The sequence below is a fragment of the Thioclava sp. F28-4 genome (assembly GCF_002020045.1).
Classification (GTDB): domain Bacteria; phylum Pseudomonadota; class Alphaproteobacteria; order Rhodobacterales; family Rhodobacteraceae; genus Thioclava; species Thioclava sediminum.
This window is the reverse complement of record NZ_MPZQ01000006.1, coordinates 231,286-245,735: the sequence shown is the minus strand read 5'-3', so window position 1 is coordinate 245,735 and position 14,450 is coordinate 231,286. Positions and strand designations below refer to the sequence as shown.

Here is a 14,450-nt window from a genome sequence, read left to right as displayed (position 1 = left end):
AGATGAAGCTTTATTCGATGCCCTCCTCGGGCAACAGCTACAAGGTGCGTCTGCTGATGGCGCTGCTGGGCCAGAGCTACGACAAGATCGATGTCGAGTATGACACCGACGCCTTGGCCGAAGCTCATGAAAGCGGCGCGCTGCCCTTCGGCCGGGCGCCGGCGCTGCATCTCGACGACGGGCGGGTGCTCGCGGAGTCCAACGCGATCCTGACCTATCTCGGCGAGGGCTCGCGCTTTATCCCTGAGGATCGTTTCGTCCGGGCGCAGATGCTGTCGTGGATGTTCTGGGAGCAGAACCAGCACGAGGGCGTCATCGCCGTGCGCGCCGCGATCCTGTGCTATCCGCATCGCGCCCATGAGCGCACGCAGGAGACGCTGGACGCGCTGGAAGTGCGCGGCCACGTCCTGCTGGGCATCATGGAGCAGCGGCTGGAGCAGGCCGATTGGCTGGCCGGCGACACGATGAGCCTCGCCGATATCTGTCTTTACGCCTACACCCATACCGCCGAGACCCGCGGCGGTTATGATCTCGAGCCCTTCCCGGCGCTGCGCCGCTGGCTCGACCGGATCGCAGCGCTCGACGGCTACGTGGGTCTCGATGCCTGAGCTTTACGCATGGACGGATGGCGCCTGCAGCGGCAATCCCGGCCCCGGCGGCTGGGGTGTCTTGATGCGCGCGATGGACGGTGAAAGCGTCGTCAAGGAGCGCGAGCTGAAGGGCGGCGAGGCCGAGACCACGAATAACCGGATGGAGCTTCTGGCCGCGATCAACGCGCTGGAGACCCTGACCCGCGACACCGCGATCACGATCACCACCGACTCCGCTTACGTGAAGAACGGCGTCACCGGCTGGATCCACGGCTGGAAGCGCAACGGCTGGAAAACCGCGGCGAAGAAGCCGGTGAAGAATGTCGATCTCTGGCAGCGGCTCGACGAGGCGCAGCGCCGCCACCACGTGACGTGGGAATGGATCAAGGGCCATGCGGGCCACCCCGAGAACGAGCGCGCCGACGAGCTGGCTCGCGCCGGGATGGAGCCCTTCAAACCGGCCAAGCAAAAATGACCGCCCTGCCCGACTGGCTCGGGGAGTTTCCCTTGGGCGCGGCGCTGGATTACGCCTCGGTGCTGGTCTTCGCGCTGACCGGGGCGCTGGTCGCCTCGCGCCAGCAACTCGATCTCGTTGGCTTCATCTTCATTGCCGCGCTGACCGCTATCGGCGGCGGCACCCTGCGCGATCTGCTTCTGGGCCGCGACCCGGTCTTCTGGGTCGGCGACCCGACCTATGTGCTGATCGCGGCAGGTGCGGCGGTGGTTGTCTTCTTCACCGCGCATCTTTTGGAAAGCCGCTACCGCGCGCTGCTGTGGCTCGACGCCTGCGCCTTGGCGGTCGCGGTGCCTGCGGGCGTGGCGATCACGATGCGGCTGGAGCATGGCCCGGTGATCGTCCTGATCATGGGCATCGCCACCGGCACGTTCGGCGGCCTGATGCGCGACGTGGTCTGCAACGAGGTGCCGCTGGTGCTCAAACAGGGCGAGCTTTATCTCTCCTGCGCGTTTGCGGGGGCCATGAGCGCGGTGATCGCGACGGCCCTCGGGGCGGATACGCTGATCGCGCTGTTGATCTGCGGCGGGGTGACCTTTGCGCTGCGGGCCGGATCGCTGCGTTTCGGCTGGAAGCTTCCGGTCTACAAGGCGCGCCCGCCGCGCCAATACTGACGGAAGTCGATTAACCGAAGTAGCTCAGCACCACCGGCGCGAGGAAGGCGGTCAGCACCGCGTTCAGCCCCATGCCGATGGACGCAAACGCGCCCGCAGTCTCATGCACCTGAAAGGCGCGCGCCGTGCCGATCCCATGCGCCGCGACGCCCACCGCGAAGCCCCGCGCCCGCCAGTCGCGAAAGCCCAGCAGGTTGAGCATTGGCGTCACCGTGATCGCCCCGATCATCCCAGTGAGGATCACCAGCGCCGCCGTCAGCGACGGCTCGCCACCAAGCGATTGCGAAATCCCGATAGCCACCGGGGCCGTCACCGATTTCGGCGCGAGCGAGGCGAGCAGTTCAGGCCCCGCGCCCATCGCCTTTGCAATCGCCAGAACCGAGACGATGGCCGTGACCGACCCCGCCGCCAGACCCGCCGCGATCGGCAGAAGCGCGCGTTTCACCTTGGGCAGGTTCGCATGCAGCGGCACCGCAAGACAGACCGTCGCCGGGCCCAGCATGAAGTGAACGAATTGCGCCCCGTCGAAATAACGCTGATAGGGCGTGCCGGTCATCAGGAGCACCGCGCCGAGGATCACCACGGCGATCATCACCGGATTGGCGAAGGGGCTGCGGTTCACGCGCCTGAAGATCGTATCCCCGATCCAATAGGCGATCAGCGTCGCCCACAGCCACAAGAGCGGTTCGGAGGAAAGATAGGACCAGAGCTTGAACGGATCAGTCATCGACATCGCTCCGGGTCAGCTTCGCCACCGCGACGAAGGCCGCCGCGCCCACCACGATCGCCAACATCGTCGACACCACCAGCGCCACCGCCAGCCCCATCCCATGCTCGCGCAACGCACCAAGATGCGCGACGATCCCCACGCCCGCAGGCACGAAGAGAAGCGACAGGTGTTGCAACACGAATTGGCCCGTGGGGCGCACGATCTGCTGCACCTTGCCCGAGACGCTCATTGCGATCAGCAGGAAGATCATCCCCAGAACCGGTCCGGGAAGCGGCAGCTGCAAGGCGCGGGACAGGATCTCGCCAGCGAGTTGGCAGGCGAGGATCAGGGACAGGGCTGGGATCATCGGACGGCTCCTTGGGACGCACCTGATGCTAAGCCTCCGCGATCAAAAGGAAAAGACAGCGGAGGTGCATACCCGACTGCGTCGACGGGTATCTCGCACCCCCGATACCTGCGCAAGAATGCGCCAATATATTGTGGATAACAGCCCCATCATAGCCAGATGCGGTGTCTTCCCATTGACTCGCAGGCCTGCTCTACGGACACTTCTCAGAACTCGGTCAGATTCGGAAAGTTCGGCAATTGCGCTTCTCTCGGCTACGTCTCAACGGTTTCAAGAGCTTCGTGGACCCCACGGATCTCGTGATCCATGACGGGCTGACCGGCGTCGTCGGGCCCAATGGTTGCGGCAAGTCGAACCTCCTGGAAGCGCTGCGCTGGGTGATGGGCGAGAACCGCCCCTCGGCGATGCGCGGCGGCGGGATGGAAGACGTGATCTTCGCAGGCGCCTCGTCGCGCGGCGCGCGCAATTTCGCGGAAGTCGCGTTGCAGATCGACAATACCGAGCGCCTCGCGCCCTCGGGGTTCAACGACAGCGACGGGCTGGAGATTGTGCGCCGGATCACCCGCGATGCGGGCTCCGCGTATAAGGTGAACTCCAAGGACGTGCGCGCCCGCGACGTGCAGATGCTGTTCGCCGACGCCTCGACCGGCGCGCATTCGCCCGCGCTCGTGCGGCAGGGCCAGATTTCCGAACTGATCAACGCCAAACCGAAGAACCGCCGCCGTATCCTCGAGGAAGCCGCCGGGATCTCGGGCCTCTATCAGCGCCGCCACGAAGCGGAGTTGAAGCTGAACGGCGCCGAACAGAACTTGACCCGCGTCGATGACGTGATCGAGCAACTCGCCTCGCAACTGGCCACCCTCGCCCGGCAGGCGCGCCAGGCCGCGCGCTACCGCACCATCGGCGAAGAGCTGCGCCGCGCCGAGGGGATGCTGCTGTATCGCCGCTGGCGCGAGGCCGACCTGGCCCGCACCACCGCCGAAGAGGCGCATCGCGAGAAGGTCGCCGGGGCCGCGCAGGCCGAGAAAGCCTCCCGCGAATCCGCCAAGGCCCGGCAGGGCAAGGAAGACGCATTGCCGCCGCTGCGCGAGGAAGAAGCCATTGCAGGCGCGATCTTACAACGCCTCACCGTGCAGCGCGACGCGCTCTCGGATCAGGAAGATCAGGCGATCGCGCGGATCGAGACGCTGAAGGCGCGGATCGAGCAGCTCGTGCGCGACATGGAGCGCGAAGCGGGTCTCAACCGCGATGCGGGCGAGACGATCGGACGGCTCGAATGGGAGCAGGCGCAGATCGCGAAAGCCTCCGAAGGGCATGAAGACAAGCTGGCGGCGGCGGTCGATGCAGCCCATGAGGCAGCGCAGATTTTGCAGGAGCGCGAGGCGCAACTTTCGGAACTGACCGAGGATGTCGCGCGGCTTGCGGCCCGCCACCAGTCGTCCCAGCGCCTCGTCACCGACAACCGCGCAACGGCCGAGAAATCCGAAGCCGCCGCGGCGCAGGCGAAGCAATCCGCTGAGGCCGCTGCCGCCGCGCTTGCGAAGGCGAACACCGAATTCGAGGCGGCCGAAGGCGCTCAGACACAGGCGCAGGCCGCCGCCGAAGCCGCCGAGGAAGCGCTCGGCCAAGCCGATGACGCGCGCGCCGAGGCGCAGGGCCGCGAAAGCGCGGCCCGGGCGGCGCGCTCGGAGGCCGAGGGCGAAGCGGGGGCCTTGCGGGCCGAGGTGTCGGCGCTCGCGCGTCTGGTCGAGCGCGAAGCCTCCAACGGCCAGCAGATTCTCGACCGCGTCCGGGTGGATCGCGGCTACGAGGCGGCGCTCGGTGCCGCTCTCGCCGATGACCTGCGCGCGCCGGAAGTGGGCGAGGATGACGCGACCGGCTGGCAAGCCCTGCCCGACTATCCCGCGCCGCAGCCCCTGCCCGTCGGCGTCGAGCCGCTCTCGGCCTATGTCGATGTGCCCGATGTGCTGGTCCGCCGGATTTCGCAGATCGGTCTGGTCGAGGATTACGACGAGGGCGTGCGGCTGCAGGATCAACTGGCCCCCGGCCAGCGCCTCGTCTCGACCGAGGGCGATCTGTGGCGCTGGGACGGCTACCGCGCAGGCGCCGAGGATGCGCCGACCGCCGCAGCCTTACGCCTGCAACAGCTCAACCGTCTGGTGGAGTTGAAGCGCGATCTGGAAGAGGCCGAGGCGCGCGCTTCGGGCGCAAAATCCGCCCATGAGGCGTTGACCGCCGCGCTGGCCGAGGCCACCCGCGCCGATGCCGCCGCGCGCGAGGCGCGCCGTGACGCGGATCGCCGTCTGGCCGAAGCGGGCCGCGCGCTCAGCCGGGCCGAGGCCGATCGCTCGATCGCCAGTTCCAAGCTGGAAAGCGCCCAGCTCGCCGTCGCCCGCCACGAGGAAGAGGCTGGCAGCGCGCGGATGGCGCTACGCGAAGCGGAGAATGCGCAATCCTCCCTGCCCGATCTGGACGCCGCGCGCGGCGACGTCGAGGCGGTGAAGATGACCGTCGAAGCGGCGCGAATGACGATGATGACCAAGCGCTCCGCCCATGACGAAATCCGTCGGGAGGGCGAGGCCCGGCTGAAGCGTCGGCAGGAGATCACCAAGGAAATCTCTGGCTGGCGGCACCGGCTGGAGACCGCTGAGAAACGCTCTGCCGAGCTGGAAACCCGCAAGATCGAGAGCGAAGCGGAGCTGAAGGACGCCTCCGCCGCGCCCGAGGAACTGGCCGCGAAACGCGCCGAGCTGTCGGAGGCCATCGCCACCGCCGAAGCGCGTCAGGCCGAGGCATCGGACAAGCTGTCGGGTGCGGAAAGCGCCCTGCGCGAGGCGCAGCTGGCCGAGCGCGAGGCCGAGCGTCTGGCTGGTGAGGCGCGCGAAGCCCGCGCCCGTGCCGAGGCCCGCGTCGATGCGGCCCGTGAAACCGTCGCCTATGCCGCCGAACGTATTCTGGAGGAGACCGAGAAGTCGCCGCAGGATCTGCTGGAGAGCCTCGACGCCGATCCCGAGAAGATGCCCGACGCGGAAAAGCTCGACGCGGAAGTGAACCGGCTCAAGCGGCTGCGCGAGAGCCTTGGTGCGGTGAACCTGCGCGCTGAGGAAGATGCCCGCGAGGTGCAGGAAGAACATGACACGCTGGTGCAGGAGAAATCCGATCTCGAAGAGGCGATCCGCAAGCTGCGCGCCGGGATTTCGGGGCTCAACCGCGAAGGGCGCGAGCGTCTTCTGACCGCGTTCGAGCAGGTGAACGAGAACTTCCGCACGCTGTTCACCCACCTCTTCGGCGGCGGCTCGGCGAACCTGCAGCTGGTCGAAAGCGACGACCCGCTGGAAGCCGGTCTCGAGATCATGTGCCAACCGCCGGGCAAGAAGCTGTCCACGCTGTCGCTGCTGTCAGGCGGTGAGCAGACTCTGACCGCGATGGCGCTGATCTTCGCGGTCTTCATGGCCAACCCCGCCCCGATCTGCGTGCTCGACGAGGTCGACGCACCGCTCGATGATGCGAACGTGACGCGCTTCTGCGACCTGCTCGACGAGATGACGCGTCGCACCGATACGCGCTTCCTGATCATCACCCACCACGCGGTGACGATGGCGCGGATGGACCGGCTGTTCGGGGTGACGATGCAGGAGCAGGGCGTGAGCCAGCTCGTTTCGGTCGATCTGAAAAAGGCCGAAGCGCTGGTGGCGTAATGGTGAGGGGCGCTGCCCTGCGCTATCGCGCCCCCGGGATATTTCGATCAAGAAGAAGAGACGCGAATCCGCTTGCGGGGAAACAGGCGCGCGCCTAGCCTCGCCGCGAAATTTCATGGAGGGCGCAATGGCCAAGATCGAAGCACGTCTCGAAGAGCTGGGAATTCACCTTCCCGACGCCCCGGCACCGGCGGCGAATTACGTGCCCTTCGTGCGCACCGGCAATCAACTGTTCGTCTCGGGACAGATCTCGAACGGGCCCGAGGGGCTGATCCGCGGCAAGCTCGGCGACGGGATGGATGTCGAAGAGGGCGCGATGGCGGCGCGGTTCTGCGGGCTGGCGCTGATCGCGCAGGCGAAAGCGGCGATTGGCGATCTCGACAAGCTCCGCGTGGTGAAGCTGGTCGGTTTCGTGAACTCCACCGCCGATTTCACCGATCAGCCCAAGGTCGTGAACGGCTGTTCGGACCTGATGGTAGAGGTCTTCGGCGACGCCGGGCGTCACGCGCGTTCGGCGGTCTCGGCGGCCTCGCTGCCGATGGGCGTCGCGGTCGAAATCGAGGCGATTTTCGAGGTCGCGTGATGGCATTGCATCCTGATTTTCTCCGGCTTCCGATCGCGCATCGGGCGCTGCACGACTACACGCTCGGCCGCCCCGAAAACAGCCGTGGCGCAATCCGCGCGGCTATCGCGGCGGGCTACGGGATCGAGATCGACGTGCAACTTTCGGCCGATGGCGTGCCGATGGTGTTTCACGACTACGCGCTGGACCGGCTGACCGCAGAGCGCGGCCCGGTGCGCCAGCGCACGTCGGCAGAGCTTGGCGCGATCCATCTGAGCGGCACGCAGGAAGGCATTCCGACCCTCGCCGAAGTGCTGAAGATCGTGGACGGTCAGGTACCGCTTCTGGTCGAGATCAAGGATCAGGACGGCGCGCTCGGCCAGCAGATCGGCCCGCTGGAAGAGGCGACGGCGCTGTTGCTGCGCGACTATGAAGGTCCGGTCGCGGTGATGTCTTTCAACCCCCATGCGGTGGCGGCATTCGGCGACCTGGCCCCCGGTGTTCCGGTCGGGCTGACGACCTCGGCCTATCAGCCCAATGACTGGGCGCTTCTGCCTGCGGCCCGCGGCGACGAACTGCGCCATATTCCCGATTTCGAGCGTGTCGGCGCGGCCTTCATCTCGCATGAGGCGAAGGACCTGAACGCGCTGCGGGTGACCGAGCTGAAATCGCTCGGCGTGCCTGTTCTGTGCTGGACGATCCGCTCGGTCGACGAGGAGGCGCTGGCGCGTCGGGTGGCCGATAACGTGACCTTCGAGGGCTACCTCTCGGCGCTTCCGGCTTGACGCCGCGCGCTCAGGGTACAGATTCAGGCAAAGGATGGCCTAACCACCCAGGATAAAATGGATCAAAGCGTTGAAATCACGCTTTATTCGGATATTTCCGAAATAAGTGAAGAAGACTGGAACGCCTGCGCCTGCCCCGAAATCGGGGATGGGGAGCGGGCGTTCGACCCGTTTACCACGCATCGGTTTCTTGCCGCCCTCGAGGCCTCCGGCTCGGTCGGGCCGGGCACGGGCTGGGACGCACGGCATCTCGTGGCGCGGATGGGCGACCGGATCATCGGCGTGGCGCCGCTCTACGTGAAATCGCACAGTCAGGGCGAATATGTCTTCGATCACGGCTGGGCCGATGCGTATGAGCGCGCGGGCGGGCGCTATTACCCCAAGCTGCAATGCGCGGTGCCCTTCACCCCCGTGGCCGGGCGGCGGCTGCTGGTTCTGCCGGGGCTGGAAGAGGCCGGGGGCCGCGCGCTGCTGGCCGGGATGGCTCAGATCGCCGAAGGAGCCGGGGTCTCGTCGGTTCATATGACTTTCTGCACCGAGTACGAGGCGGAGCTTGCCGCCGAGGCGGGTTGGCTGCCGCGGATCGGGCAACAATTTCACTGGTTCAACGAGGGCTACGAGAGCTTCGACCAGTTCCTTGGCGAACTCAGCTCGCGCAAGCGCAAGACGCTGCGCAAGGAACGCCAGCGGGCGCAGGCCTTCGGCGGTGAGATCGTGCAGCTGACCGGCGACGATATCCGGCCCGAGCATTGGGATGCGTTCTGGCAGTTCTATCAGGACACTGGCGCGCGGAAATGGGGCCGCCCGTACCTGAGCCGCGCCTTCTTCGATCTTCTGCACGAGATGCGCGACGACGTGCTTCTGGTGCTTGCGATGAACGGAGACCGCCCGATTGCGGGCGCGCTGAACCTGATCGGGCGCGATGCGCTGTTCGGGCGCTATTGGGGCTGTATCGAGGATCACCCCTTCCTGCACTTCGAGCTTTGCTACCATCAGGCGGTCGATTACGCGATCGCGCACAAGCTGAGCCGGGTCGAGGCCGGGGCGCAGGGCGAACATAAGCTGGCGCGCGGCTACCTGCCCGTTCCGACCTATTCCGCGCATTGGATCGGCCATGAAGGTCTGCGCGGGGCGGTCGCGGAGTATCTGGAGGCCGAACGCGCCGCCGTGGACGAAGATATCGAGGTTCTCACCGAAATGGGCCCGTTCCGAGCCCCCTCGGGTGGAAGCGACGAGCAGGCGTGATAAGTAACGATGTCAAAGACGTTTGAGCGGGAGCGATGAATGAATTTGAATGACCTGACCGATGTCAGCGCGTGGCTGACGCAGGATCGGATCGATGCGGCCATCATGGTTGCGGTGAATGTGGTGGCTGCGCTGGTGATCCTGCTGGTCGCGATGGCGATCTCGGCTTGGGCCAAACGGCGCATCGTGGCGCTGTCGCAGCGCTACAAACGGCTGGACGACACGCTCTTCGGCTTCCTCGGCAATATGGTGAAATACCTGATCCTCGCGATCGGGGTGATCTTCATCCTCAACCGCTTCGGTATTCAGACCACCTCGCTGGCCGCCCTTGTCGGTGCCGCCGGTCTGGCTATCGGTCTCGCGCTGCAAGGCACGCTGTCGAACCTTGCCGCGGGCGTGATGATCATTCTGTTCCGCCCGTTCCGCCAAGGCGATTTCATCGCGGCGGGCTCGGAAAGCGGCACGGTGACCGAGATCCAGCTCTTCTACACGGTGCTGACGACCTATGACGGCATCCAGATCATCGTGCCCAACAGCGATATCTGGTCGAGCGCGATCACCAATTTCTCCGCCAACCCGACACGGATGATGGATCTCACCATCGGCGTCGCCTATGACGCGGACCTGAAGAAAACGCAGGAAGTGCTGGAGAATATCTCGCTCTCCGATCCGCGCGCCCTGCCGGAGCCCGCGCCCGTGATCCGGGTGAAGCAACTGGGCGACAGCTCGGTCGATTTCACCTTCCGCGTCTGGGCCAAGACGGAAGATTTCTGGGGACTTCAGGCGGAATATACCCGCAAGATCAAGGTGGAGTTCGACGCGAACGATATCGGCATCCCCTTCCCCACGCGTACGCTTGAAGTGGTGCAGGTGCCGAAAATCGAGACCCGCAGCGTGACCCGCGAAAGCGGTGCCGCTTGAACTGGCGGCCCGGGGCTGCAAGGCTGCGGGCCAGCTTAACGCATCAGGGAGTAAGCGATGACATCGAAGCTCGAACCCGAGGAACGCAAGGCGCTGCTCAGCGCGCTTGAAGACACCGGATGGCGCGCGGCCGACGGGCAGGATGCCCTGATCAAGCGGCTTCTGTTCAAGGATTTCTCCGCCGCTTGGGGGTTCATGAGCCAAGCCGCGCTCTGCGCCGAGAAGATGGATCACCATCCCGACTGGCGCAATGTCTACAACAAGCTCGAGATCACGCTGACCACCCATGATTGCGGCGGCGTCAGCGTCCTCGATATCGAACTGGCAGGCGCGCTGGATTCGCTGGCCGAGGGCGTGGCCGAGGTCGACCGCGATATCGGACGCCCGGTGATGCGACTGACCGAACCGGTCGAAAAAGACGACGACTAATCGAAAAACGCCCGGCTCCTTGGCCGGGCGTTTTCATTTTGTCAGGGCGGCGGATCAGAGTTCCGCGAGAAGGCCCTCGCCTGCCGAGGCCTCGCAGGTGCCGGGGCTTTCCTCGACATTCAGGTGCTTGACCACACCATCCTCGACGAGCATCGCGTAGCGTTTCGAGCGGTTGATGAGACCCGCGGGCGGCGCGGTGAAGTCCATCTCGATCGCCTGCGTGAAGGCGGCTTCCGGGTCGGCCAGCATGGTCAGCCCTGCATCGGTCGCGCCCGTTGCCTCGCCCCAGGCCTGCATGACGAAGGGATCGTTGACCGAGACGCAGATGATCTCGTCCACGCCCTTTTCGGCGAATTGGTCCTTGGTGCGGATGAAGCTGGGCACATGGGCGGTGGTGCAGACGCCGGTATAGGCGCCCGGCACGGCGAAGATCACGATCTTGCGGCCCTTCATCTTGTCGCCAAGGCTCACGGGTTGCGGCCCTTCATCGCCCACGGCGAGGAAAGTCGCGCCGGGAAGTACGTCGCCGGTCGTTAAGGTCATAGAAAGCTCCGATTTGTTCGCGTTGCACTTGTTCCGCCCGTCGATATAGGGTCAGGCGCGAGCCGGGCCAGTGGAGAAAGTTATGAGCGGAATAGTGATCGTCGGCGCGGGACAGGCCGCAGCCTCTATGGCCGCGAAACTGCGGGCGCTGAAATTTGACGGGGCGATCACCGTGATCGGCTCGGAGCCCATTCAGCCCTACCAGCGCCCACCCCTGTCGAAAGCCTATCTGCTGGGCGATATGGAGCTGGAGCGCCTGACGCTGCGCGCCCCCGACTGGTGGCAGGAGAACGACATCACGCTGCGGCTCGGCACCTCCGTCACCGCGATCGACGCCGAGGCGCAGACGGTCACCCTGTTAGATGGCGAGACGCTGGATTATGCCGAACTCGCGCTCTGCACCGGGGCCACGCCGCGCCGTCTGCCCGCTGCGATCGGTGGCGATCTGGGCAATGTCTTCACCGTGCGCAACCTCGCCGATGTCGACCGGATGCAGCCTCATTTCACAGAAGGCAAACGGCTCGTAGTGGTCGGCGGCGGCTATATCGGGCTGGAAGCAGCGGCAGTCGCGCGCAAGCTCGGCCTCGAGGTCACGCTGGTCGAGGCCGCCCCGCGCATTCTCGGCCGCGTCGCCTGCGAAGAAACTGCAGACGCGATCCGCGCATTGCATCGCGAGCGTGGCGTCGAAATCCTCGAAGGGGTCGGTCTGACGCGACTGACCGGCGAGGAGGCCGTCACCGGCGCGATCCTCGAGGACGGGCGCGAGTTGCCTGCCGATTTCGTGATCGTCGGCATCGGCATCACCCCCGACGAAGAGGTCGCCCGCGAAGCCGGTATCCATTGCGAAAACGGCATCGCCGCCGACGCGCAGGGCCGCACCTCCGCGCCCCATATCTGGGCGGCGGGCGATTGCGCCTCCTTCCCCGGGGCCGAGGGACGTATCCGCCTCGAATCCGTCGGCAACGCGATCGACATGGGCGAGCTGGTCGCCGAGAACATGCTGGGCGCAGGCCGCGCCTATGCCCCAAAACCGTGGTTCTGGTCGGATCAGTTCGACGCGAAGCTGCAGATCGCCGGGCTCAATGCGGGCTACGATCAGGTCGTCAGCCGCAGCGACGAAGGCAGCAGCTTCTGGTATTTCCGCGCAGGCCGCCTGATCGCGGTAGACGCAATCAACGATGCGCGCGCCTATATGGTCGGCAAACGCCTGATCGAAGCGGGCAAACCCGTGACGCCCGAGGCGGTCGAGACCACGGCAGAGCTGAAAGCCCTGATGAAATGAGAATTATCGGAGGGGCGAAACGCGGGCTGAAACTGGCGGATGTGGGTGCGGGCGACATGGATGCGCATCTGCGCCCCACGACCGACCGCGTGCGCGAGTCGATCTTCAACCTGCTGACCAATGGCGGGCATGGCAATCCGGTACCCGAGGCGCGGGTGCTCGATCTCTTCGCAGGCACCGGCGCGCTGGGGCTGGAAGCTCTGTCGCGCGGCGCGGCCCGCGTGGCTTTCGTCGATGACGGCACAGCCGCCCGCGCACTTCTGCGCCGCAATATCGAGGCGATGCGCGCGATGGGCGTCACCGATGTCTGGCGGCGCGATGCAACCAATATGGGCCCCAATCGCGGCCCAGGCTACGATCTGATCTTCCTCGATCCGCCCTACGGGATGGGGCTGGGCGAACGCGCCCTCGCCTCCTGTCTCGAGAATGGATGGATCGCTCCGAGCGCGATGATCGTTTGGGAAGAGAACACCCAGCCGATCCTGCCCGCCGCCCTCGAACAGCTCGACCAGCGCCGTTATGGCGACACGCTCGTAACCCTTGCCAGGATGTCTGAATGACGCACCACCCGAAGATCCCCCATGCCGTCCTGTTCGATTGCGACGGTGTGCTCGTCGACAGCGAGCCCGCGACCTTCGACCTGATCCAGGAAGAATTCGCCCGCTACGGCGTGCATAAGACGATCTCCGAACTGGAAGACGCCTTCATCGGTTCCACCATCGAGAATGTCTATCAATGGGGCCGCGCGCATGGGGCCGATCTGCCCGAGGGCTGGGTCGATAGCTATTACGAGGGGCTCTACGCCCGGCTGCGCGAGGGGACCGATCTGATGCCCGGCATCCCGCGCCTTCTCGCGCGGCTCGATGCTGAGGGAATTCCCTTCGCGGTCGGCTCGAACGGACGGCAGGCGAAGATGGAGGCGACGCTCGGGCAGCACCCGGATATCCGCACGCGGCTCGAAGGGCTGCTGTTCTCGGGGCAGGACATGGGACTGCCCAAGCCGAAGCCCGATCTCTACATCCATGCCGCGCGCCATCTGGGCGCTGACCCGAGCGCCTGCGTGGTGATCGAAGATAGCGCCACAGGCGCGCGGGCGGCGAAAAACGCGGGCATGCGCTGCCTCGGCTATTCCCCGAAAGGCGATAACCCGCGGCTTGCGGCGGAAGGGGCGGAACTGTTCACCGACATGGCTCAGGTGCCGCGGCTCATCGGCCTCGATCCCTGATCTTCGGCTTGGCGGAAATATCCCGGGGTGAGCCGGGATCAGCGGCCTTCCAGTGGAAGGACGCCCCGGCGAACGCCCGAAGCGCAAGCGTAGGGCTGTGACGCAGCCAGCGGGGGCAGCGCCCCCACTAACGACTGAACCTTAGCGCCAGGTCGGGTGGAAGCGTCCCGCCGGCGAAGTGGTGAAGATCTCGCAACCATCGGCGGTCACGCCCACCGAATGCTCGAACTGCGCCGACAGCGACTTGTCCCGCGTCACGGCGGTCCAGTCGTCGGCCAGAACCTTGGTCTCGGGGCGGCCCAGATTCACCATCGGCTCGATCGTGAAGATCATACCCTCTTCGAGCATCGCGCCGGTGCCCGCGCGCCCGTAATGCAGCACGTTCGGCGGCGCGTGGAAGACCTTGCCCACGCCGTGGCCGCAGAAATCGCGCACCACCGACATGCGGTTGCTTTCGACGAATTTCTGGATCGCATGACCGATATCGCCAAAGGTGTTGCCGGGCTTCACCTGCTCGATGCCGACCATGAGCGAGTCATGGGTGACCTGAATCAGACGCTCGGCCTTGCGGCTCAGATTGCCCGCGACATACATGCGCGAGCTGTCCCCGAACCAGCCGTCGAGGATCACGGTCACGTCGATATTGATGATATCGCCGTCCTTCAGCTTCTTGTCGCCCGGGATGCCGTGGCAGACGACATGGTTCACCGAGATGCAGCTCGCGTGCTGATAGCCGCGATAGCCGATGGTCGCCGAGGTGGCGCCCAGCTCGCCCACACGGCGTTCGATGAAGGCGTCGAGTACTGCGGTCGTGACCCCCGGTTCCACCAGATCGGCGACTTCGTCGAGGATCTGCGCCGTCACCTGCGAGGAGGCGCGCATTCCCGCAAAATCGCTCTGATCGTAGATCCGGATTCCGTCCTTCGTGGTGCGGCCCTGAGTATCGTCCAACGGTCTGCTCCTTAA

At 65.7% G+C, this 14,450-nt stretch carries 16 protein-coding genes; 12 read left to right on the top strand and 4 right to left on the bottom strand.

The genetic code is table 11. The annotated features are described in order from the left end of the window. The first annotated feature begins 2 nt into the window (after positions 1 to 2). The 3 genes from BMI87_RS14630 to BMI87_RS14620 are packed head-to-tail and all read left to right on the top strand — an operon-like array spanning position 3 to position 1,718. Positions 3 to 608 (top strand): glutathione S-transferase family protein, encoded by a 606-nt coding sequence (locus BMI87_RS14630; RefSeq protein ID WP_078522352.1) that lies wholly within the window; start codon positions 3 to 5, stop codon positions 606 to 608. Next, a complete protein-coding gene (gene rnhA, locus BMI87_RS14625; protein ID WP_078522351.1) occupies positions 601 to 1,065 on the top strand; it encodes a ribonuclease HI in 465 nt (154 codons plus the stop codon). Before BMI87_RS14630 ends, rnhA begins: the two co-directional genes overlap by 8 nt. Then, positions 1,062 to 1,718, top strand: a complete 657-nt coding sequence (locus BMI87_RS14620; RefSeq protein ID WP_078522350.1) for a trimeric intracellular cation channel family protein — start codon at positions 1,062 to 1,064, stop codon at positions 1,716 to 1,718. Before rnhA ends, BMI87_RS14620 begins: the two co-directional genes overlap by 4 nt. A gap of 10 nt (positions 1,719 to 1,728) precedes the next feature. Here BMI87_RS14620 and BMI87_RS14615 read toward each other — a convergent pair whose 3' ends face one another. Both BMI87_RS14615 and BMI87_RS14610 read right to left on the bottom strand, forming a co-directional pair. After that, positions 1,729 to 2,445, bottom strand: a complete 717-nt coding sequence (locus tag BMI87_RS14615) for an LrgB family protein (protein ID WP_078522349.1) — start codon at positions 2,443 to 2,445, stop codon at positions 1,729 to 1,731. After that, positions 2,438 to 2,794 (bottom strand): CidA/LrgA family protein, encoded by a 357-nt coding sequence (locus BMI87_RS14610; RefSeq protein WP_078522348.1) that lies wholly within the window; start codon positions 2,792 to 2,794, stop codon positions 2,438 to 2,440. Before BMI87_RS14610 ends, BMI87_RS14615 begins: the two co-directional genes overlap by 8 nt. 239 nt (positions 2,795 to 3,033) lie before the next feature. On the opposite strand from BMI87_RS14610, the gene smc reads away from it, so the two are divergent. The 6 genes from smc (at position 3,034) to BMI87_RS14580 (ending at position 10,434) form a co-directional block, all read left to right on the top strand. Beyond that, positions 3,034 to 6,492, top strand: a complete 3,459-nt coding sequence (gene smc / locus BMI87_RS14605; RefSeq protein ID WP_078522347.1) for a chromosome segregation protein SMC — start codon at positions 3,034 to 3,036, stop codon at positions 6,490 to 6,492. Positions 6,493 to 6,619: 127 nt separating this feature from the next. Next, entirely contained in the window at positions 6,620 to 7,075 is a 456-nt protein-coding gene (locus BMI87_RS14600; protein ID WP_078522346.1) for a RidA family protein, read from the top strand. Next, the gene (locus BMI87_RS14595) at positions 7,075 to 7,839 is read left to right on the top strand and encodes a glycerophosphodiester phosphodiesterase family protein (protein ID WP_146681621.1); all 765 of its coding nucleotides are present in this window, start codon (positions 7,075 to 7,077) and stop codon (positions 7,837 to 7,839) included. The genes BMI87_RS14600 and BMI87_RS14595 overlap by 1 nt, the downstream gene beginning before the upstream one ends. Positions 7,840 to 7,896: 57 nt before the next feature. Continuing rightward, positions 7,897 to 9,084 carry a GNAT family N-acetyltransferase gene (locus tag BMI87_RS14590; RefSeq protein ID WP_078522344.1) on the top strand — a complete coding sequence of 396 codons (1,188 nt, stop codon included), beginning with the start codon at positions 7,897 to 7,899 and terminating at the stop codon, positions 9,082 to 9,084. A 39-nt stretch (positions 9,085 to 9,123) separates the two neighbouring features. Continuing rightward, a complete protein-coding gene (locus tag BMI87_RS14585; protein ID WP_078522343.1) occupies positions 9,124 to 10,005 on the top strand; it encodes a mechanosensitive ion channel family protein in 882 nt (293 codons plus the stop codon). A 57-nt stretch (positions 10,006 to 10,062) separates the two neighbouring features. Next, complete coding sequence (locus BMI87_RS14580) at positions 10,063 to 10,434, top strand: 4a-hydroxytetrahydrobiopterin dehydratase (RefSeq protein ID WP_078522342.1); 372 nt, start codon at positions 10,063 to 10,065, stop codon at positions 10,432 to 10,434. 54 nt (positions 10,435 to 10,488) lie between these two features. Here the strand turns inward: BMI87_RS14580 and BMI87_RS14575 are convergent, their stop codons facing one another. Next, the gene (locus BMI87_RS14575) at positions 10,489 to 10,977 is read right to left on the bottom strand and encodes a peroxiredoxin (RefSeq protein WP_078522341.1); all 489 of its coding nucleotides are present in this window, start codon (positions 10,975 to 10,977) and stop codon (positions 10,489 to 10,491) included. An 82-nt stretch (positions 10,978 to 11,059) separates the two neighbouring features. On the opposite strand from BMI87_RS14575, the gene BMI87_RS14570 reads away from it, so the two are divergent. The 3 genes from BMI87_RS14570 to BMI87_RS14560 are packed head-to-tail and all read left to right on the top strand — an operon-like array spanning position 11,060 to position 13,484. Continuing rightward, positions 11,060 to 12,259: an NAD(P)/FAD-dependent oxidoreductase gene (locus BMI87_RS14570; RefSeq protein ID WP_078522340.1), complete on the top strand. Its 1,200-nt coding sequence runs from the start codon at positions 11,060 to 11,062 to the stop codon at positions 12,257 to 12,259. Next, a complete protein-coding gene (gene rsmD, locus BMI87_RS14565; RefSeq protein ID WP_078522339.1) occupies positions 12,256 to 12,819 on the top strand; it encodes a 16S rRNA (guanine(966)-N(2))-methyltransferase RsmD in 564 nt (187 codons plus the stop codon). The genes BMI87_RS14570 and rsmD overlap by 4 nt, the downstream gene beginning before the upstream one ends. After that, on the top strand, positions 12,816 to 13,484 hold the full coding sequence (locus BMI87_RS14560) for an HAD family phosphatase (protein WP_078522338.1): 669 nt from the start codon (positions 12,816 to 12,818) through the stop codon (positions 13,482 to 13,484). Before rsmD ends, BMI87_RS14560 begins: the two co-directional genes overlap by 4 nt. Positions 13,485 to 13,625: 141 nt before the next feature. Here the strand turns inward: BMI87_RS14560 and map are convergent, their stop codons facing one another. Next, entirely contained in the window at positions 13,626 to 14,435 is an 810-nt protein-coding gene (map, locus tag BMI87_RS14555) for a type I methionyl aminopeptidase (RefSeq protein WP_078522337.1), read from the bottom strand. Positions 14,436 to 14,450: the final 15 nt, after the last annotated feature.